General features: G+C 38.3%; 18 protein-coding genes and 4 tRNA genes. 5 read left to right on the forward strand and 17 right to left on the reverse strand.

The window, feature by feature from the left end:
• Nucleotides 1-388: 388 nt before the first annotated feature.
• The 9 genes from hupB to ESZ39_RS13460 all read right to left on the reverse strand — a co-directional run bounded on the left by hupB (nt 389) and on the right by ESZ39_RS13460 (nt 7,961).
• Nucleotides 389-664, reverse strand: a complete 276-nt coding sequence (gene hupB, locus ESZ39_RS13420; RefSeq protein WP_146880417.1) for a nucleoid-associated protein HU-beta — start codon at nt 662-664, stop codon at nt 389-391.
• A 272-nt stretch (nt 665-936) separates the two neighbouring features.
• Nucleotides 937-3,300, reverse strand: a complete 2,364-nt coding sequence (gene lon / locus ESZ39_RS13425; protein WP_146880418.1) for an endopeptidase La — start codon at nt 3,298-3,300, stop codon at nt 937-939.
• Nucleotides 3,301-3,451: 151 nt separating this feature from the next.
• Nucleotides 3,452-4,729 carry an ATP-dependent protease ATP-binding subunit ClpX gene (gene clpX / locus ESZ39_RS13430; RefSeq protein ID WP_146880419.1) on the reverse strand — a complete coding sequence of 426 codons (1,278 nt, stop codon included), beginning with the start codon at nt 4,727-4,729 and terminating at the stop codon, nt 3,452-3,454.
• Between the two features lie 92 nt (nt 4,730-4,821).
• The gene (gene clpP, locus ESZ39_RS13435; RefSeq protein ID WP_146880439.1) at nt 4,822-5,421 is read right to left on the reverse strand and encodes an ATP-dependent Clp endopeptidase proteolytic subunit ClpP; all 600 of its coding nucleotides are present in this window, start codon (nt 5,419-5,421) and stop codon (nt 4,822-4,824) included.
• 125 nt (nt 5,422-5,546) lie between these two features.
• Nucleotides 5,547-6,854 carry a trigger factor gene (gene tig, locus ESZ39_RS13440; protein WP_146880420.1) on the reverse strand — a complete coding sequence of 436 codons (1,308 nt, stop codon included), beginning with the start codon at nt 6,852-6,854 and terminating at the stop codon, nt 5,547-5,549.
• Nucleotides 6,855-7,543: 689 nt separating this feature from the next.
• Nucleotides 7,544-7,620, reverse strand: a tRNA-Pro gene (locus tag ESZ39_RS13445).
• Nucleotides 7,621-7,649: 29 nt separating this feature from the next.
• Nucleotides 7,650-7,725: transfer RNA gene (locus ESZ39_RS13450), tRNA-His, on the reverse strand.
• A 7-nt stretch (nt 7,726-7,732) separates the two neighbouring features.
• Nucleotides 7,733-7,809: transfer RNA gene (locus ESZ39_RS13455), tRNA-Arg, on the reverse strand.
• A gap of 75 nt (nt 7,810-7,884) precedes the next feature.
• Nucleotides 7,885-7,961 (reverse strand) — tRNA-Pro (locus ESZ39_RS13460).
• A gap of 287 nt (nt 7,962-8,248) precedes the next feature.
• Between ESZ39_RS13460 and folD the strand changes: the two genes are divergently transcribed.
• Complete coding sequence (folD, locus tag ESZ39_RS13465) at nt 8,249-9,106, forward strand: bifunctional methylenetetrahydrofolate dehydrogenase/methenyltetrahydrofolate cyclohydrolase FolD (RefSeq protein WP_146880421.1); 858 nt, start codon at nt 8,249-8,251, stop codon at nt 9,104-9,106.
• Nucleotides 9,107-9,310: 204 nt separating this feature from the next.
• Here folD and cysS read toward each other — a convergent pair whose 3' ends face one another.
• A complete protein-coding gene (gene cysS / locus ESZ39_RS13470; protein WP_146880422.1) occupies nt 9,311-10,693 on the reverse strand; it encodes a cysteine--tRNA ligase in 1,383 nt (460 codons plus the stop codon).
• Nucleotides 10,694-10,894: 201 nt separating this feature from the next.
• Between cysS and ESZ39_RS13475 the strand changes: the two genes are divergently transcribed.
• Entirely contained in the window at nt 10,895-11,386 is a 492-nt protein-coding gene (locus ESZ39_RS13475; protein WP_146880423.1) for a peptidylprolyl isomerase, read from the forward strand.
• Between the two features lie 11 nt (nt 11,387-11,397).
• Nucleotides 11,398-12,165, forward strand: a complete 768-nt coding sequence (locus tag ESZ39_RS13480; RefSeq protein ID WP_146880424.1) for a UDP-2,3-diacylglucosamine diphosphatase — start codon at nt 11,398-11,400, stop codon at nt 12,163-12,165.
• 236 nt (nt 12,166-12,401) lie between these two features.
• Here ESZ39_RS13480 and ESZ39_RS13485 read toward each other — a convergent pair whose 3' ends face one another.
• The 7 genes from ESZ39_RS13485 to ESZ39_RS13515 all read right to left on the reverse strand — a co-directional run bounded on the left by ESZ39_RS13485 (nt 12,402) and on the right by ESZ39_RS13515 (nt 19,229).
• Nucleotides 12,402-14,279: a DUF885 domain-containing protein gene (locus ESZ39_RS13485; RefSeq protein WP_146880425.1), complete on the reverse strand. Its 1,878-nt coding sequence runs from the start codon at nt 14,277-14,279 to the stop codon at nt 12,402-12,404.
• 266 nt (nt 14,280-14,545) lie between these two features.
• Entirely contained in the window at nt 14,546-15,319 is a 774-nt protein-coding gene (miaE, locus tag ESZ39_RS13490; RefSeq protein ID WP_146880426.1) for a tRNA isopentenyl-2-thiomethyl-A-37 hydroxylase MiaE, read from the reverse strand.
• Between the two features lie 281 nt (nt 15,320-15,600).
• A complete protein-coding gene (locus tag ESZ39_RS13495) occupies nt 15,601-16,398 on the reverse strand; it encodes an alpha/beta fold hydrolase (RefSeq protein ID WP_146880427.1) in 798 nt (265 codons plus the stop codon).
• Nucleotides 16,399-16,484: 86 nt separating this feature from the next.
• Entirely contained in the window at nt 16,485-17,405 is a 921-nt protein-coding gene (locus ESZ39_RS13500; protein ID WP_146880428.1) for a DUF6178 family protein, read from the reverse strand.
• Nucleotides 17,406-17,711: 306 nt separating this feature from the next.
• Nucleotides 17,712-18,359 (reverse strand): hypothetical protein, encoded by a 648-nt coding sequence (locus tag ESZ39_RS13505; RefSeq protein ID WP_146880429.1) that lies wholly within the window; start codon nt 18,357-18,359, stop codon nt 17,712-17,714.
• Nucleotides 18,360-18,449: 90 nt separating this feature from the next.
• On the reverse strand, nt 18,450-18,911 hold the full coding sequence (locus ESZ39_RS13510) for a hypothetical protein (protein ID WP_146880430.1): 462 nt from the start codon (nt 18,909-18,911) through the stop codon (nt 18,450-18,452).
• A gap of 57 nt (nt 18,912-18,968) precedes the next feature.
• Nucleotides 18,969-19,229 (reverse strand): DnaJ domain-containing protein, encoded by a 261-nt coding sequence (locus ESZ39_RS13515; RefSeq protein WP_146880431.1) that lies wholly within the window; start codon nt 19,227-19,229, stop codon nt 18,969-18,971.
• A gap of 467 nt (nt 19,230-19,696) precedes the next feature.
• On the opposite strand from ESZ39_RS13515, the gene ESZ39_RS13520 reads away from it, so the two are divergent.
• Both ESZ39_RS13520 and ESZ39_RS13525 read left to right on the forward strand, forming a co-directional pair.
• Entirely contained in the window at nt 19,697-19,975 is a 279-nt protein-coding gene (locus tag ESZ39_RS13520; RefSeq protein WP_411266882.1) for a hypothetical protein, read from the forward strand.
• A 221-nt stretch (nt 19,976-20,196) separates the two neighbouring features.
• Complete coding sequence (locus ESZ39_RS13525) at nt 20,197-20,796, forward strand: Yip1 family protein (protein ID WP_146880432.1); 600 nt, start codon at nt 20,197-20,199, stop codon at nt 20,794-20,796.
• Nucleotides 20,797-21,023 lie beyond the last annotated feature (227 nt).

The raw sequence follows: 21,023 nt of genomic DNA on the forward strand, positions 1-21,023 counted from the left end.
CGCAGGAAAAATAATTCAAGGTAAGGCGCTCGATTGAGCAATAGCTGGCTATTGGGAGTGAGAGCAACACAGCCTTGAGCTATTTTAACTAGTACAAGTGAGCAATAACTTAATGGGATTGGTATTAATCAAATTGGTATTAAACAACTTGGTATTATTACGTTTGGGATCTTGTTATGCGGTGATGCTGTTTAAGAGCACCATAGCCGTGGTGTACTTTAACCGGCATAAGTGCGCAATAACTAAATGAAATGAGTCTTAAGTTTTATGGTTTACTGAAGGAGGCGAGATTATAACGACTAGCTTTTTTAATCATAACTAATGTTCTAGAAACAATTAAGCCGCTTATAAAAGCGGCTTAATGTTCAATCTTTAGCAAAGCTATTAATTAAGCGTTGCAAGCATCTTTAAGTGCTTTACCAGCTTTAAAAGATGGGATTTTTGCTGCTGCGATTTCGATAGTCGCACCAGTTTGTGGGTTACGGCCTGTACGTGCAGCACGGTCACGTACTGAGAAAGTACCAAAACCAACTAGTGCAACTTGCTCGCCACCCTTTAATTCTTCTGTAACTGCTTCGATAAATGAATCTAATGCACGACCAGCCGCAGCTTTAGAAATGTCAGCACCCGCAGCAATTTTCTCGATAAGTTGAGATTTGTTCACAGTGTATTCCCCTTCAATTGTTATTATTTAGCGCTATCTTCTGTTTAGCGTCCTGCAGAAGCTTTATCTTAAGCTTCTTTTTGAACATAAAGCGCCGAGTTAAAGAAAACTAAAAATATTGATAATAATTTTTATCTCTACTAGGCCCCTTATAAATGGGGGCTCTAGCGTTGTTAGCGTCATTAACTTACCATAGTTTCAGCGTTTGAAAAGCGTTAATTACGTTTTTACCAAGTTTTTTGCTATTTTTCTAAGTTTTTTAACAAAAACAGCTATTTTCTAACCACTTCCTTGTCTGACTGCCACTTATCAATAGGATGTTCTAAAGCAATTTTTAACACTTCATCTATCCATTTTACTGGGTAAATAGCTAGATCAGCTTTAACATTGTCAGGGATTTCTATCAAATCGCGTTCATTATCTTTGGGAATAATAACGGTTTTTATACCACCACGGTGTGCTGCGAGTAATTTCTCTTTTAAGCCACCAATTGCTAAGACTTCTCCACGTAAAGTAATTTCGCCAGTCATTGCCACATCAGCTCTTACTGGATTACCGGTTAAACTTGAGACTAAGGCTGTACACATGCCTACGCCAGCACTTGGGCCGTCTTTTGGTGTTGCACCTTCAGGTACATGCACATGAATATCGCGTTTTTCATGGAAGTCACTATTGATACGAAGCTTTTCTGTGCGACTTCGCACTACCATCATTGCCGCTTGTATCGACTCCTGCATTACGTCACCAAGTGAGCCGGTATAGCTCAACTTACCTTTGCCTGGCACAGAAGCTGTTTCAATGGTTAGTAGCTCACCGCCGACTTGAGTCCAAGCAAGGCCCGTTACTAAACCAACACGATTTTGATCGTCTGCTTTACCATAATCAAAACGTTGCACACCCAAAAACTCTGATAAATTCGCTTGATTTATCGTTACTTTTTTGACGTTTTTGTCCAATAAAATCAATTTAACCGCTTTACGACATAACTTAGAAATATCACGTTCTAAACTACGAACACCAGCCTCACGGGTGTAATAACGAATAATACCGACAATGGCACTGTCTTCTATTTCAATTTCTTTACTTTTTAAACCGTTGCGTTCTATTTGCTTATCCAGCAAGTGATTTTTAGCAATGTTGAGTTTTTCATCTTCGGTATAACCCGATAAATGGATAACTTCCATACGGTCTAATAGGGGTCCAGGGATATTCATACTATTTGACGTAGCGACAAACATTACATCAGATAAGTCATAATCAACTTCCAAGTAGTGATCATTAAAACTACTGTTTTGCTCTGGATCTAGCACTTCTAATAATGCCGATGCAGGATCGCCACGCATATCAGAGGCCATTTTATCTATTTCATCTAATAAAAATAATGGGTTTTTGACGCCAACTTTAGCTATTTTTTGGATTAGCTTACCGGGTAATGAGCCAATATAGGTGCGTCTATGTCCACGTATTTCAGCTTCGTCTCGCACACCGCCTAACGCCATACGGACGTATTTACGACCGGTTGATTTAGCAATAGATTGCCCTAACGAGGTTTTACCTACACCTGGAGGTCCAACTAAACACAAAATAGGCCCTTTTAAATGGCTAACACGTTGTTGAACAGCCAAGTACTCAACTATGCGTTCTTTGACCTTGTCGAGTCCGTAATGATCCTTATCTAGCACTTCTTGTGCTAATTTAAGATCGCGCTTTAGTTTGCTGCGCTTTTTCCACGGCACACTAATCATCCACTCGATATAGCTGCGCACAACGGTGGCTTCAGCTGACATGGGTGACATCATTTTTAATTTTTTTAGTTCTGTTAAGGTTTTATCTTTTGCTTCTTTGGGCATTTGCGCTGCTTCAATCTGCTTTTCTATTTGATCAGCTTCGTTTGTGCCCTCCTCGTCATCACCTAATTCTTTTTGAATAGCCTTCATCTGCTCATTCAAATAATACTCGCGCTGGCTTTTTTCCATTTGTTTTTTAACACGCGTGCGAATTTTTTTCTCAACTTGCAGTAAATCGATTTCACCTTCCATTAACGCCATTAAAAACTCAAGGCGTTCTGAAACGTGGGTAATTTCTAGTACCTTTTGCTTGTCGACTAATTTAAGTGGCATGTGAGCTGCCATGGTGTCGGCTAACTGCTCGGCATCATCAATACCTGAAACCGAGGTTAAAACTTCCGGTGGTATTTTTTTATTTAATTTAACATAGCCTTCAAACTGAGAAATAGCCGAGCGAATTAACACCTCAGTACTATCGTCAGGAACACCTTCTACATTTAAAAATGCAGCATTGGCAGTAAAATATTCATCGGTTTCAACAAACTCAGTAATTTGAGCTCGACGCACACCTTCAACCAATACTTTAACGGTGCCATCAGGTAACTTAAGCATTTGCAAAATAGTGGCAATAGTACCGGTTTGGTACAAATCGCTTTGTGCGGGATCATCAACTGCAGCATCTTTTTGTGCAACAAGGAAGATTTGCTTATCATTTTCGTTGGCAATATCAAGACAACGGATAGATTTTTCGCGACCAACAAATAATGGGATAACCATTTGCGGATAGACAACGACATCACGTAAGGCTAATACGGGAATTTCAACTACGCCAGATAACTCTTTAGTCATTGGTTACTCTCTCGGTGAATAGTATGATGTGATTTTTAAGGATATGTATTTGTATATGGGGTGTTTGTAAATACTTTCAACAGATGAATAAAAAAAAGTGACGTTAACCGAATTGGCTAACGTCACTTTCTGGACTTAATTTAACGAAAAATTATTCTGATGACGCTTTATCTTGCTGCGCTTCATAAATAATAATCGGCTTAGACTCACCTCTAATGACCGTTTCATCAACAACAACTTTAACGGCATTTTCCATCGAAGGTAGTTCGTACATAGTTTCGAGTAGAACCCCCTCAACAATCGAGCGTAAACCACGAGCGCCGGTTTTACGAACCATAGCTTTATGGGCAATAGCAGTTAAAGCATCGGCTCTAAATTCAAGTTCAACATTTTCCATATCAAAAAGCGCAGAAAATTGCTTAGTTAAAGCATTTTTAGGCTCTTGTAATATTTGAATAAGTGCCGATTCATCAAGCTCTGTCAAAGTTGCTACGACAGGTAGTCGACCAATAAACTCTGGGATCAAACCGTATTTAACAAGATCTTGTGGCTCTACATCTTGAAAAAGTTGCGTTAAGGTTTTCTCGTCGTCTTTGCCACGCACTGTCGCGCCAAAACCAATACCCGCACCGGTATGACAACGTTGCTCAACAACTTTATCAAGACCTGCAAACGCACCACCACAGATAAATAGAATCTTTGAGGTATCGACTTGTAAGAACTCTTGTTGTGGATGCTTACGACCGCCTTGCGGCGGTACAGAGGCAACAGTACCTTCAATCAGTTTCAATAACGCTTGTTGTACGCCTTCGCCCGAAACATCACGGGTGATTGATGGATTGTCTGATTTACGTGAAATTTTATCAATTTCATCAATATAAACAATACCACGTTCTGCTTTTTCAACGTCATAATCACATTTTTGCAGTAGCTTCTGAATGATGTTTTCAACATCTTCACCGACATAACCGGCTTCGGTTAGTGTGGTAGCATCTGCCATAGTAAATGGCACATCTAATAAGCGCGCTAATGTTTGCGCTAATAATGTTTTACCACTACCTGTAGGACCAATTAACAAAATATTACTTTTGCTTAGCTCTACACCATTATGCGAATCACCATTGCGTAAACGTTTATAATGGTTATAAACTGCAACAGCAAGCACTTTTTTAGCGTGTTCTTGCCCGATAACATAGTCATCTAAGCTTTCACGAATTTCGATTGGCGTTGGTAAGCTCTCTTTATCTTGCTTGGGCGCAATTTCTTTAATTTCTTCGCGAATAATGTCATTGCATAACTCAACACATTCATCACAAACAAAGACTGAAGGACCTGCAATTAACTTACGCACTTCATGCTGACTTTTACCACAAAATGAGCAATACAGTAACTTACCGTCATCACCGTCACCTGTTTTCATATCGGTCATACGGTACCTCTAATATTTAAAAATTTTATAAACAAATACTGATCAGTATTTCATAAATCGCGAAAATAACAACGCGTATGAGGAATAGACCGTTATTTATCCATTCTTTGTTCTAGTATGGCATCAACTAAACCGTATTCAACCGCACTTTCAGCACTTAAGAAATTATCACGGTCTGTATCGCCAGATATTTTCTCTAATGGTTGGCCGGTATGTTCTGCCATTAAGCGATTAAGCTTTTCTTTGATATACAAAATTTCTTTTGCATGAATTTCAATATCAGAAGCTTGACCTTGAAAACCACCAAGGGGTTGATGGATCATGACACGCGCATTAGGTAAACAGTAACGTTTGCCTTTTTCTCCACCAGACAGCAAAAACGCGCCCATGCTAGCTGCTTGACCAATACAAACTGTGCTAATATTTGGCTTAATAAACTTCATGGTATCGTAAATAGCCATGCCTGCAGTAACAGAGCCCCCGGGAGAATTTATATATAAATAAATATCTTTATCTGGGCTTTCTGACTCTAAAAATAGCAATTGAGCAACGATCAAATTAGCCATATGGTCTTCAACTTGACCACAAAGGAAGATAACGCGCTCTTTTAACAGTCTTGAGTAAATATCGTAAGAGCGCTCACCTTTGGCAGTTTGCTCAACAACCATAGGCACCAAGGCACTTTCGGTCATACTTGTTAAATCGTGAGAATTATTTTGAGAAGTAAACACTAACTTTCCTTTTATAAAAAAATGGCTCATATGTCCCCATACAAGCCATTTAAGCGATTGCTCAGCAGAATGTCAATCTAAAAGGTCTATTTACCTTCAGGATTCATAATATCTTTAAAGCTGGCTTTTTTGTCTGTTACCTTTGCACTGGCAAGTAACAACTCTACGGCTTGTTCTTCTAATGCAACATTTTGCATTTGTTGAGCAAGTTCTTTGTTAGTTTTGTAGTACTCGATAACTTCAGATGGATCTTCGTAAGCTGAAGCCGCTGACTCAATTAATTCAGTCACTTTAGCTTCGTCAACTTTTAGTTCGTTAACTTTGATCACTTCACCTAAAAGCAAACCGGTTTTAACACGGCGTTTCGCTTGTTCTTCAAACATTTCAGCTGGAAGTTCTGGTAAGTTATTCGGGTCCATTTGATCTTCAAAACGTTTCATAGCTTGCTTGCGCAATACGTCAACTTCTTGGGCAATAAGTGCTGCTGGAATGTCTAACTCGCTAACGTCAAGTAGGCCTTCAATCACTTGCTCTTTAACTTTAGCTTTAACAGCTTGGTTAAGTTCGCGCGCCATATTCTTACCCACTTCTTCACGAAGTGCAGCAACGCCACCGGTTTCTACACCGAATAGTTTGGCAAACTCATCATCTATTTCTGGTAAAACAGCACCTTCAGTTGTGTGCACAACAATATCAAACTCAGCAGTTTTACCTTTAAGCTTCTCAGCATGGTAATCGTCTGGAAAAGATACCGTGATAGTTTTTTCTTCGCCAGCTTTCATACCGATGATGTCGGTTTCAAAACCAGCGATCATGCGACCTGAGCCTAATTCAAGTTCAAAACCTTCAGCTTTACCACCTTCAAATTCTTCACCGTCAACGCGGCCATTAAAATCGATAGTTAGCTTATCGCCGGTCTTGGTTTTACGCTTGTTTTCTTTCCACGTTTTATGCTGATTTTGTAATGTTTCAAACATTTCATCAAGGTCAGCATCGGTAACGTCAACAGCAGGACGTTCTACCGCTATTTTATCTAAATCTTTTAAAACAACATCAGGGTAGATCTCAAATGTTGCTTCAAATTCTAATGGCTTACCATCTTCGTTGCTTTTAGCAACGAATGCTGGACGACCTGCTGGGTTTAATTTTTCAGCAACAATCGCATCAACAAAGTTACGTTGCATGAATTCACCCGCAACTTCTTGACGAACAGATTGGCCATAGCGTTTTTGAATAACCGATGGTGGCACTTTGCCTGGACGAAAACCATTGATACGTTGGGTCTTACCGATGTGGCGAAGACGCTCTTTAACTTCAACATCTACTGTTTCGGCAGGAACAGAAATCGTTAAACGACGTTCCAAACCTTGTGTAGTCTCAACTGAAACTTGCATTTAATTACCTCAAAAAACTTAGCGTATGTACGCTTTCTATAACGCATCTAAATATAGTCAACAAAACTTTATAACAAAGTTATGTATTCAGCCTGCCAGTATTACTAACAGAGCCCGGAAAATCCGAATAAAGATGTTCAGATTAAAATAATGACGCGAAATTATAGCGGTGCTTTAAACAAGAGTCGAGCATAGAACGCAAATAAATTAAAAATTTAATGCTATTGAGGCAATAATAGAAAATAAAATTGCTATTTAGAGAAGATTTAGCTGAAGAATTTTAAGAATGTTGTCAGTAATAAAAGATTTGAACTTGTTACTGAACTTAATGACACCTAATACCAGTTCCATTAAGTTTGTGATCTTGTTGTGCGCAGGAAAAATAATTCAAGGTAAGGCGCTCGATTGAGCAATAGCTGGCTATTGGGAGTGAGAGCAACACAGCCTTGAGCTATTTTAACTAGTACAAGTGAGCAATAACTTAATGGGATTGGTATAAGCCAGTACTTGATATTTTAAACTGCATAAGGTATTTAAATCACATAAAGTAATCGAAAATAGTAGTTGCTCGGTAATGCAAGATTCGAGCTTGCTACTGAACTTAGTTACAGCCAAACCATCATTTAATCTTTTAGACTACGCAGAACATTAGATAGATTAAATTAAATAAGATAATTGTAAAGAAGAAGTGGTCGGTGATGCAAGATTCGAACTTGCGACCCCTTGGACCCAAACCAAGTGCGCTACCAAGCTGCGCTAATCACCGATATACTTTAACTAAACCATACATAAAAATGGGGTGGCTAAAGGGACTTGAACCCTCGACAACCGGAATCACAATCCGGGGCTCTACCAACTGAGCTATAGCCACCATTGTATGGCGCGCCCTGTAGGATTTGAACCTACGACCCACGCCTTAGAAGGGCGTTGCTCTATCCAGCTGAGCTAAGGGCGCACATTGCCTACAGATGCTAAACAAAATTTATCAGGTATAAAATTTGTCTCCTTTTTATCATGTAAAATAAAAAAGTGGTCGGTGATGCAAGATTCGAACTTGCGACCCCTTGGACCCAAACCAAGTGCGCTACCAAGCTGCGCTAATCACCGACATCCGTTAAAAGAGCTTGCTCTCTCAACGGATGCGGATATTACCTAGTTGCCCGTTGTCCGTCAAACACTTTTTTTAAATAAATGTGCGTTCGCTCAATTTTACAGCATCTTGATTAAAATACCACTGATATTGGCTGATAATATAAAAGTATTGTCTTATTTTGTCTAATATCGTCATTATTTATCAAAAAATGATTATTTCAACACTCTGTGCATTTATTTTCTACAAATAGCTTTTCTATTATGCGAAAATAACCTCGTTTTTTAGCCTTTTGTGAAGAATTATGACTGCAGCTCTTATTGACGGTAAGTTGATCGCCCAACAACTACGCCTTTCTGTTAAAGATAAAGTACAGCAACGCATAGAAAATGGTCTGCGTGTTCCCGGATTAGCGGTGATTTTGGTCGGTTCAGATCCCGCCTCTCAAGTTTATGTTGGTAGTAAAAGAAAAGCCTGTGAAGAAGTTGGTTTTGTCTCACGTTCTTATGACTTGCCTTTAACAACTTCTCAAGAGCAACTTTTTGACTTAATTGATGAGTTAAATAACGATAATGCAATAGACGGTATTCTTGTTCAACTGCCCTTACCTGCAGGCTTAGATGCTAATTTAATTATTGAGCATATTAATCCATTAAAAGATGTTGATGGTTTTCATCCAAACAATGTTGGTAAATTAGCTTTACGCCAACCTGGACTTCGTCCTTGTACGCCAAAAGGTATTATAAAATTAATCGCCTCAACTGGCGTAGAACCTCACGGCCTTGAAGCTGTTGTGGTTGGTGCATCAAACATTGTTGGTCGCCCTATGACACTAGAGTTATTACTCGCTGGTTGTACGGTTACCACCACCCATAGATTTACCAAAGACCTAGAGACAAAAGTAAGAAATGCTGATTTATTGGTTGTTGCTGTTGGTAAAGCTGAATTTATTCCGGGTGAATGGATTAAAGCAGGCGCCATTGTCATTGATGTTGGCATTAACCGCCTAGAAAGCGGTAAGCTAGTAGGCGATGTTGGCTTTGCTAAAGCAAAAGAAAAAGCCGGTTATATTACGCCTGTACCCGGTGGTGTCGGTCCAATGACGGTAGCTAGCTTAATAGAAAACACACTTATTGCTTGTGAACAGTTTCATAGTAAATAACCTAAATTGACGTGTATGTTCTTACGAGGATGTAAGTTAGTAGAGCAATGCCGGAGCAATTACCAAGATGGCTAGGAACGGCCTTGTGAGCACGACATACCGTACATCCTGTACATCGTCGCTCTTTCAACATATCGTACATCCTATACATAAAAGCCTGCAATTGCAGGCTTTTTAGTTTAGTACGCGCATACCAAGGTAACTCTAGCCTTTACGCCACGTTGTACCGCCGGCACTATCTTCTAGAATAATATTCAATACCGCTAACTTATCCCGTGCGTCATCCGCCATTACCCAATTTTTATCAGCTCGGGCGTCATTACGTTGTTTAATCAAAGCTTCAATTTCTGCCACTTCATCACTATCCGCATCACCACCTTGTAAAAAGTCTTCTGGTGAGTTTTGTGCAACTCCTAATACTTCGCCTAATGAGACTAAAATAAAAGCCAACTTTGAGGCGGCTTCAATATCGGTTGCTTTGAGGCGATTTATTTCTTTTGCCAATTCAAATAAAACTGGCATCGCTTCAGGACAGTTGAAGTCATCATCCATCGCTTTTTCAAAACGCTTAACGTATTCGTTACCTTTTAACTCGACCTTAATCGGAGTGATATCACGCAACGCGGTATAAATACGCTCTAAACTGGCACGCGCCTGCGTTAAGTTATCCTCTGAATAGTTTAACTGGCTACGGTAATGACTCGAGGTTAAAAAGAACCGCACACTTTCTGCATCATAGGCATCAAGCACACTGCGCAAAGTAAAAAAGTTATTTAAAGATTTTGACATCTTTTCTTTATTTATTTGCACCATACCGCCGTGCATCCAATAATTAACATACGGTGTATCGTGTGCACAACAGGATTGAGCTATTTCATTTTCATGGTGTGGAAATTGTAAATCTGAGCCACCACCATGAATATCAAAATGTTCACCCAAATGTTTTAAATTCATAGCGGAACATTCTATATGCCAACCTGGGCGACCTTTACCCCAAGGTGATGGCCAACTCGGCTCGTTAGGTTTAGCCATTTTCCACAGCACAAAGTCTAATGGGCTGCGCTTTGCTTGGTCAATATCGACACGCGAACCTGCTTGCAGCATATCTAAATTTTGTAAACTCAGTTTACCGTAGTCTTTATAAGTACTGACTTCAAACATAACATCACCATTACTGGCAACATAGGCATTTTTGCGCTCAATAAGGCGTGCAACCAAAGCAATAATCTCAGCCATATGGCCAGTGACTGTTGGCGCAATATCTGGACGCATAATATTAAGATCATCAAAGTCTTGATACATTTGCTCGGTCATACGTAAGGTTAAATCTTCACAGCTTTCACCGTTTTCATTAGCACGTTTGATAATTTTATCATCAACGTCAGTAATATTGCGCACATGCGTTAAGTCGTAATCTAAATACTTTAAGTAGCGGGCAATAATATCAAAGGCAACGTAAGTTCTGGCGTGACCAATATGACAACGATCATAAATAGTAATACCGCAAACATATAAACCTACCTTGTTGGAAGTGATCGGTTTAAAAACTTCTTTTTTCCTGCTTAAGGTATTATAAATCTGCAACATAATGGCGCTTTTTCCTATGTAATATCAATACTTGATTAAATTCACTTATCCCCACAACGGGAATTATTACAATTGTACCCCAAGTATTAGTATGGATCATTAGCTTGGCTTGATTTGCTGAGAAATTTTGCCAAGAAATGTTTCTTTTATTGAGTTACAATTTGGCCAGTTAAATTTCCTTTAGATTTATGAGTAAAAACAATGATCACATTTAAAACAACCTTAGGCGAAATTAAAATTGAATTAGATTTTGACAACGCACCTGTTACCGCTAAAAACTTTCAACAATATGCTGAAGATGGCTTTTATAACGGCACAATTTTTCACCGTGTTATTAAAGGCTTTATGGCGCAAGGCGGTGGTTTCGCATCAGGCATGAACGAAAAAGACAGCCGTGAATCAATTCAAAACGAAGCAAATAATGGTTTAGTTAATGCCCGTGGTACTTTAGCCATGGCACGTACCCAAGACCCACATTCAGCATCAGCACAATTTTTTGTCAATTTAGCTGATAACGACTTCCTTAACTTTAAAAGTGAAGACGTGCAAGGCTGGGGTTACTGTGTGTTTGCTAAGGTGGTTGAAGGTATGGACATTGTTGACAAAATGACCTTAGTTAATACCGGTCGCTCTGGCTTTCATGACGATGTACCAAAAGAAGAAATATTAATTGAAGAAACCATCGTAGCGTAATACACAGCGCTATGAGCGAAACTTCTCACTTAAGCAATAAATCAGCTTTAACTTATTTTATTGCTGATTTACATCTTGCGCAAAACAGGCCCGATATTACGGCCTGTTTTTTAGCTTTCTTAAAAAATGAAGCCCCTAAAGCACAAGTATTATATATTTTGGGCGATCTATTCGAATACTGGATTGGCGACGATGACGATAGCGCCTTTATTTTAGCAATATCTCAAGCAATAAAGGCGCTTTCGGTACTCGGTTGTAAAGTTTATTTTATTCATGGTAATCGTGATTTTTTATTAGGTAAACGTTTTGCTAAACAATCCGGCATGCAACTGCTACCAGAAGTCACTTTAATAGACTTATATGGTAAGCCGGTAATTATTATGCATGGTGATACCCTTTGTACTCGCGATGTTGCTTATCAAGCTTTTCGTAAAAAGTCACGCAGTTGGTGGTGGCAAGCTATCATAAAAAGCTTACCCTTATTTGTTCGACGAAAAATTGCCAATAATTATCGTGACCAAAGTGCAACAGCGACAGCGATGAAATCACAAGACATTATGGATGTTACGCCAAACGAAGTTATTCAGTGTTTAGAGCAACACCACAGTCAGATTTTGATCCACGGCCATACGCATAGACCCGCAGTTCATCATATAAAAGCCAACAAACAAGACGCAAAACGCATTGTACTGGGCGATTGGTACGAGCAAGGTGCTTGGCTCAAAGTCACCCCTGATGCAATGGAATTGATGGATAGCCCATTTGAACTAAACAAGTAATAACAGCTTATTTTCTTAAAATGTACAGCTACCCTGCTGATTTAACAACAAAGTCATGCCACCTAACTATATTCTTACCCTGAAGATCACTAAACCTTGAGATTGACGTACACGGATGTACTAATGCTTCAAAAACAGGATGTTGGGTGGTTTTTACTGCGTATAAAGTAGACCACCTAATTAATTAATGAAGTTGCTATAACTACCTAGGTTTCATCACTGCCTAGATTTAATCACTACTTAGGCATTTGACTACTTACCCAATCATTCACTCTTCGCTCTAAAATGGCTAATGGCATAGCACCACCACTAAGCACAGTATCGTGGAAGCCTCGAATGTCAAAACGATCGCCGAGTGTTTGTTTTGCATTTTTACGTAGCTGCAATATTTTCAACATACCTATTTTATAGGCTGTTGCTTGACCTGGCAGTACTAAATATCGATGAACTTCAGAAATAATGGCTTCTTCAGCAATCGGTGTTTTTTCTTTAAAGTAAGCAATAGCTTGCTCTTCAGTCCAGCCTTTTGTATGTAAGCCGGTATCAACCACCAAACGTACTGCACGCCACATTTCATTGACCAGTCGACCAAAGTCAGAAAAGTCATCTTGATAAGCGCCCATCTCTTTCGCTAGCAATTCAGCATATAAACCCCAACCTTCGCTATAGGCGGTAAAATTTGCTTGTGTACGAAATTGTGGCACTGATGTTAGCTCTTGTGCGATAGATATTTGCATATGATGGCCGGGATTACCTTCATGATAAGCCACGCCCTCCATTTCATTTTTTGGCATGGCTGACATATCAGATAAATGCGCATAATAAACCCCTGGGCGACTTCCGTCTGGCGTCCCTGAATTATAATGTTGCGCGGCACCGTCTTGCTCTCTAAACGCTTCTACGCGTTTAACCACTAAATCAGCCTTTGGCAACAGGCCAAAGTATTCTGGTAGCTGTGCATTAATAAAGTCTAAATAAGCTTCAGTATCACTAATATAACCTTGTCGCCCTTCATCTGTATTTGGATAAAAGAATTGCTCATCGGTTTTGATGAAATTAAAAAACGCGGGTAAATCGCCTTCAAAACCAACACGGTCTTTAATCGCGATCATTTCATCGGTGATACGCGCTACTTCTTTAACACCAATGTCATAAATTTCATCAGCAGACAATTCAGTTGTTGTTGAAGCGCCAATCATATAGTTATAAAACGCTGCGCCATTTTTTTGTGTGGAAACGCCAGTGGGGTTACTCACTGTGTTAGTTATATCGCTTTCAAACCAAGCAATTAGCGTTTGGTAACTCGGTAAAAAGGCTTCAAGTAACTGTTTTTTAGCGGCTGACTTTAAAGATATTGCTTGTTCAGCAGTCATTTTTTTAGCCTCAACTAACGCGCTAATTTTTCGCTGAACATCCATCCAAAGTGGCGAATCTTTTGCGCCCTCTGCGTTTGAAAATGGCTTACCCGTGATCAAATTACTTGCCTGTTCGATAACACCTTCGTAAGCAAATTTAGGTGGCCGTGTACCTAACGCAGCATTTTCTTTTGCTCGCACCAGTAACTGATCAATCGCAGTACTAATACCGGTAATACGCGTGACATACGCCTGCATATCGCTAAGTTCATCAACACGATGAAAGTTAATTAAAAACTGCGCAGCAAAGGCCTGGATACCGTTAAATTGAGTAAAAATATAATTGTTATTGTTAAACTTTTCCCCCGCTTTTGCTTGTTTATATTGATAAAGCCAAATATCGTACGAAATTTTCGCTTCTGACGTTAAGTTATTATAATCAAAACTCGATGTTAACTCTGCAACCGTAGCCGCTTGCCATGCTAATTGCTTTTTCTCAAAGGCTTCCGTCATATCATTTATTTGGTCATACTGCTCTTTACGGCCCAAAAACGTCAACATCATCGGGCTGCTTTGCAGCTTTTCTTCGTACTTAACCGCAAACCATTCATTTAATCGTTGCGACTCACTAAGTTTATTTTGTCCAACCGTTTGAGTTGCTGCCACTGCCTTTGGCTCTTGAGTCGTTTTTGTTGAACTATTAGGTTGGCAAGCGGACAAAAACGCTACAGCTCCAACCAATGCAATCATAGTGCGCATCAATTATTTTCCTTATTATTGTATTTTATATGAATATCATATTCATAGGCAGCGCATTAGAACGCCTGTTAGCAGTCTAGCGAGTTATGGTGAGAATTAAAATCTTATCCAGCATTATTCATCATTTGTTAGGTATAAAACCTACAAGCAAAAATATATAGTACAGTAATAGGTTTTAATTATTCAGTGTAATATATAGGATATTTTTGGTAACCATCACTTTAAATAACTATCGAGCAAGTTAAGCAGTAAAAATTATCTTACCGCTAAAATGTCGGTACACCGCTATGAAATTTAAAATCATTATCTGAACTAGTAATTAATTGGCTTTCTACCTCAGCAAAGTAAGCAATACGGTTATCAACCTTGTCACTTTGTTCTGGGCCCGCTATTTCTTTTGCCAGTGTCAGGTAGTCTTGATAATGTCGCGCTTCAGAACGAAGTAAAGAGATATAAAAGTCGCCCAAACGTTTATCAACCAGTGGCGCTAACATAGCAAAACGTTCACAAGATCTTGCTTCGATATAAGCACCGACGATTAATTTGTCGAAAAGTGCATCAGGTTCGAAGGTTTTAACATGTTTTAACATGCCCTTAGCGTAGCGACATGGAGTAATGCTGCGATATTCCACTCCATATTCATCCATAATTTCTAAGACCTGATAAAAGTGATGTAGCTCTTCTTTTATTAACAAGACCATTTTATCAATCAAACTTTGCCCATAAGGAGAATTTGCTTTTGGGATCACCGACTTTGTCAGTTTGTTTTTAGTCGCTAATAAGCGCCAATCACCTTCTCGTTTGTATATCAGGGTTTCAAACGGTTGTAACCAAGCCAATAGCGCATCACCACTGGCTTTATCAACCACATATTTTCGGATGAAAAACATCGCTGACTGTGCGGCTTTTAGCTCACATATCAGGTGGTCAATGAGGAGAATAGACAAGTTTTCTTTTTTTGCCGCTTCATCAAGCCATGCTTGTGGGGTTTCACATTTTAAGAATGACTTAATTGGGGCTAAGAGTTTTTCTGTGATCACGGGTAAGGTATCTCGCTATAAGCTTAGAAATCATGGCTATTTTAACATGAATTGATTAGTGGAAATATTGGTAAATCATCGTGTGGATTTTCTCTATGTAACGCATCATAAAAGCGCTAACTCACCGTTGTTGAAATTTTTATGCTAAATGCTGATAGTTACGCACTATCTGCCTAACGCTACTAATATGCTGACTAGGATTTTTAAACAACTCTGCTTGCGCGTTAGGTATATTATTTGGTTTTAACTTTTATAGATTAGTTTCATGCCAGTAAAGTTGTTTAGCTATTTTGCTGCGCTATAAAATCTAAAGAGTGTTTATTAAAAGCATCGGGGCTCTCAACATTACAAACATGCCCACATTGATGGATGGTATGTAATAAACTATTTTTATGTCGCTTAACCATTTCTTTTACCGGTTCTAAAAACATATGGTCTTCTTTACCCATAATATAAAGAATAGGTATTTCGATTTCCTTCTCTTTGAAGTAGCGCATTAGAGGATTAACATCCATGGCTAATTTGAACCAACGGATAAATTCTTTCTGGCACAAACGTTTAGCTTCGCGAACAAATAAATGACGAGATTCTTTATGGCGTTTTTTTGGCATCATAATAAAGGCAAATAAACGGTACAGCCACATATAAGGCAAACAATGTTTAAAGGTGTTGCCCAAATAAACTAAAATATTACTGCGCACGTTAAAACGTGTAATAGCACCACCTAAAACCATACTTGATACATACGTTGGTGCAATTTCCGCTATGTTACGAATGATAATAGTGCCTAACGAAATGCCAACAAAATGTGCACAAGCAATATTATTATGATCTAAGACATCAATAATATCTTCAGAGACTTTATTAAAAGAATAATGGCTGCCGACAAAGCTTTTTACTAGCTGACTGGATTTTCCATGGCCACGAAGGTCTAGCAACAATACATTGTGCTGTTGCTGAAACGCTCTAATTTGACGAAACCATACGGCTGAACTACCACCAGCGCCATGGACAAAAACCACCCATTCTTTACTCGTTTTATGTGGATAAATAGTATGAAACAGAATTGGTTTTATCATTACTGCATGTGACCTATTATATATACAAATTCAATATCGACGAGTATAACTAATTTAAAATAAAATCGCTCAAATACCTGCTGATGTTATGAAGCGTCCGGTCTTAAGTATGCAATATCGTCTTCATCATCAGCATGAAAGTCGTAACCGCCATCAAAATCACCATTTAACTCATTGGCGACGGTAATAGGTAGCTCTAATATTTCTTGTATATAAATAGCGATATTTTTTTGTTGATAAATAATTCCCTTCAGTTCCGTAAAATCCAATAAAGCTATCGCTTGAAGATCGCCCTTGGTTAACACTGATAATTTTTCTATAAAACTAATAATACAACGCTCTATTTTAAACAGCACTCGCTCTTTTTCTGTGCTCAAAAGGTAAGTAGTTAACTGTTGATATAAGCTATGGGTGAAAATCTTCTTTTCAGAATCAATCAGTAATAATGCAATAGCGCTATTAAGAAAGCGTTGTAATTCAAATTTCAATACCTCTTCATCACTATCAATAAGTATAGTGCTAGCACAATAGCTCGCAGCAATGGTTTTATACACCTGCAAAAGCTTAGCGCTTTGATAGCCTTCATCTACTAAAGTGGCATGCATAAGGCGAATATCTGAGCTATCATTAATGGCTAAGGCATAAGAAAGAATAGAAATACTGTCGAAGTATGATGGTGATATGGCTTTTAACTGAGCATACTTTGCCCAGCCGGCTCTAAAGCAATAAACCATACCATGGGTTTTTAGTATTACCTTGGCTTGCTCAGTATCGTTATCACAAAGTTCTAATAAACCTAAATTGCTCATACCTAATACAATTTCACAGCCTTTTTTTATTTGATCGGCATAAATTATTGAGAGGTTATCAGAGGCTATTCTTAACGACATATCAATTAATTGTTGTTTGGTTTTACGCATAAACTCGGCAGTAAAATAGCCGTCATTTTCGCCGTCTTTTAATACTAAAAGTAAAAAAGGATGATTTCTTAACTCTGCAATGGTCATTAATGGATCCCAATCAATTAAAACGGTTCATATTGGTGAGCTTGGCTTGATCTTTATCTCTGCTGGTGGTTTTTCATACAAAGCAATAAAGAATGTCTATTACTAATACTAAATAAACGACGAACAGCGTTAGCCGGGTAAATAACCCTGAGCCTTTGTGGATAGTTTGAAAAGCTTCACCTCAAATTTTTCATTATTTATTAGCAGCAAGCCTCAATATTTTTAGCTTCTAATTGATGGATTTTTCGTTGTCCAAAGCTGAAGTTTAATATTCAACGCACTCTTAATAAATACAGTGTTTTTACATTACAGTGGCGCAAACATATCGTCGGTGTCCATTTCAAGGGCTGTAACACGATGTTTATTGGCGTTTTGTTTTAACGCATTTTCAATATTCTCAAGTGTACCATTGGTACTCACTGTCATCACTTCACGATAAGCTTCTTCGCTTAATGTTTTTATTTTCATTAACAGTTCTTCAATGCTGCCTGAAGTTTGCTCTTCATCTTCTTCTAATTCAGTAAAGTCGTGTCCAACAAACGGTAAAGAAAGATATAAAAGCCCAAAATCATCTTCAACAATGGCTTTTAATACTTCTAATTGTTTTTCTTCATCATCAGAAGAGAGAAATATTTGTGTTAATAAACTGTGTGCTTCTGTTTGCGCACAAAACACATGGTCTTCATCAATGTTTTGCCAATATGAAGGTTCAACACTTAATAGTTGTTTAATTGAATCTGCGTCCATTAACCATGTGGCAATGGAAGGTATGGTGGCATCATGCTCTCGCACAATTTTAGCTACGGTTAAGATATCCATCTCTGTTAGTACCGCAAGCATTTTCTCATCGCCTTGTTCAGAGGCAATGGCTTCTAGTGAGGTGCCCGCACGGCGACCACTCAGTTGTGCTTGCTCAATAATGTCGCTAGCAAGAATTAATGCATTTTTTGTCAAGGTCATTCCTTAAAACTGATATCTATTGGATAATTAATAAAATTTTTTATTTATTAAAGGCAGATTTTATAACATCTATTGTTCATTGCCTTAATAATTCTCATCATAGTCATGATATTCATCATCTGCGAGCTGATCGTCTTCATCTGCTTGTGCTTTTAAAGGCGTCGCATCATAGCGGTTATAGAAATGAATCAGCAAAACAGCGGTTTTTAGGTCTTGTTCAGCATGCGTCATTATCTCAGTAATACAGGCTCTAGCATCTGGATGCACTCCGACAAAAGGTTTTATTTCAGCCCAAGAAGGCTCAAGGGTAAAGCTTATTTTTTCCAGGCTTTTACTGTCGACTCTAATTTTAGTTGATATCGCCATCGCTAATTGATCAACCATACCAGTAAATAATAACGGCATCTGCTTTAATTGTTCGAATAACATCGCGACATAGTTTGATAATAAGTCAGGGTTTTCAGGATCAGCTAATGAGGTCATATTCTCTAAATACAGAGAAAAATCATCAGTTAAATACTCAGGAATACTTGTTTCTGATTGCATTCTTTATTTCCTAATGGAGAGGCAAATTGAGCTACTCATTTAAAGCTTAATTACTACCTAGCTTATAGCGTTTTGCCAAAAGGAGTCAGCAATTTCTCGAGCATCGGAGATCACGGTATAGTTATTTTTTAAGTATAAAGAGCGTTTTTTCGGGTCAGCAATAACATCATAGGCCTGCTGAATTAATTGAAATTTTTCTTTAGCTTCAACACTATCATTTCTATCTGGATGATATTTATTAGCGAGTTTTCGATAAGCTTTTTTAATCTCTAAGGTGGTCGATACTCTACTGACACCTAACTGTTCAAAATAATCCATAAAATTTCAATTACCTTTGACTAGACTACATAAAATAACGGTCAACACAATAACGCTAATTTTACCTTCACAGTTACATTATTAACACCATTATGTTTGCTTATTTGTTTTTTCGCAGCTATGTATTAGGTTCTACTGCTCTTTACTGATTATTTTTCAGCAGGTTAATAGTTTTTTACTCATTTTCTACTAAGCACAGTCTATAGTTCATCGCTATGCTATTTTAATAAGTGACTTTCATAACAACTTACGTGGCTGCTGTGGCAGTAAACATTTATTTTTCTCTATAATTAAAATTATGGTTGTTTAAATAACTAAATAATCATTCATTTATGCTAGCAACTATCCAAAAATCGCGTTAAAAGTCGGCAATTAACTAAAATAAAGTGGCACTATTTGTTATAGTATTTGCTTAACAAGTTAACTCGACAAACTTATTTTTAACCAAAAATATAGTGAATACAATAATGAAGAAAACTGACGCTGAATCACTAACAAAAAAACATCAAGCCCTTACTCATAGTGAGCAAAAAACTGTGCTCTCACATGTGCAGCGTGAAGTTGATAATTGGTATCTAAATACCATCATGCTAAAGGGGATTGATGTGCCTTTTAAGTATCGTAGAAAAAAACTTTATAAGTCGTTACAAAACCAACAGGTCAATATCACCTATTATCCAACTAAAGAAACGGTTGCCGGTTTTGAACTTGAAGTCATGAAAATAGTTCGTATTAAAGTCTGCTGATCATTTTTCAGTATAAAAACCGCACTAGCAGACTGATGGACGGCTAAAAAAAAATATTTACGTCTAAATATCAATCAACCCTTGACGAATCCCTCTTCATCTTACATAAATAGCATATCAGCAATAAGAAATAACGTTGATTTAAAGTCAGGTTGCAGAGTTTTACTTATATCTGCAATAATTTTGGATACAGAGTTTGGGTACAGAGAGAGGTAGATAACATGATCTTAAATCATATCTGGGGGCTTTACACTGCACCTAAAAAAGAATGGCAAACTATTCAGAAACGTCACGAAAGCTTAACTTATTCTATGGTGCATATTCTCACCATCGCGTTAATTCCCGCTATTTGTGGTTACTATGCCACCGCACATATTGGCTGGGCAATAGGGGCAGGAGATCCCATTCGATTAACTGAATCAAATGCGATTTTTATGTCCATCGCAATGTATATTGGTTTAATTATCGGTGTACTTTCCCTAGCAGTTTTAATCCAATGGATGGCAAAAACCTTTGACTCAACACCAAACTTCACTCAATCATTAGAGCTAGCCGCATATGCAGCAACACCTTTATTAATGGTGGGCTTAGCCGCGCTGTTTCCGGTACTTTGGTTTGTCGCTCTAGCCGGATTAGCTGCGCTGTGTTACTCGGTATATCTGCTTTACTCAGGCGTACCCATTATGATGAATATTCCTGAAGAAAAAGGCTTTATTTATTCAAGCTCTGTTGTAACTTGTGGGCTAGTGCTAATTGTGGCGCTGATGGCGGCAAGTGCCATCGTTTTTAGCTCTGGCTTAGGTGTTGAATACATTAGCTAACATTATAAAATCAAACATCGACGTACAAGAATGTACTAATGCCATGGATGGCTAGGAACGACCATGTAATCACGACATACCGTTCATTCTGAACATCGTCGTTCTTTCACATCGACGTGTATGGATGCACTAATGCCGTGGAGCCATGGATGGCTAAGAATGGCCATGTGATCACGACATACCGTTCATCCTAAACATCGTCGTTCTTTCACATCCATGTGATCACG

Origin of the sequence: Colwellia sp. C1TZA3, assembly GCF_007954265.1 — a bacterium.
Classification (GTDB): domain Bacteria; phylum Pseudomonadota; class Gammaproteobacteria; order Enterobacterales; family Alteromonadaceae; genus Cognaticolwellia.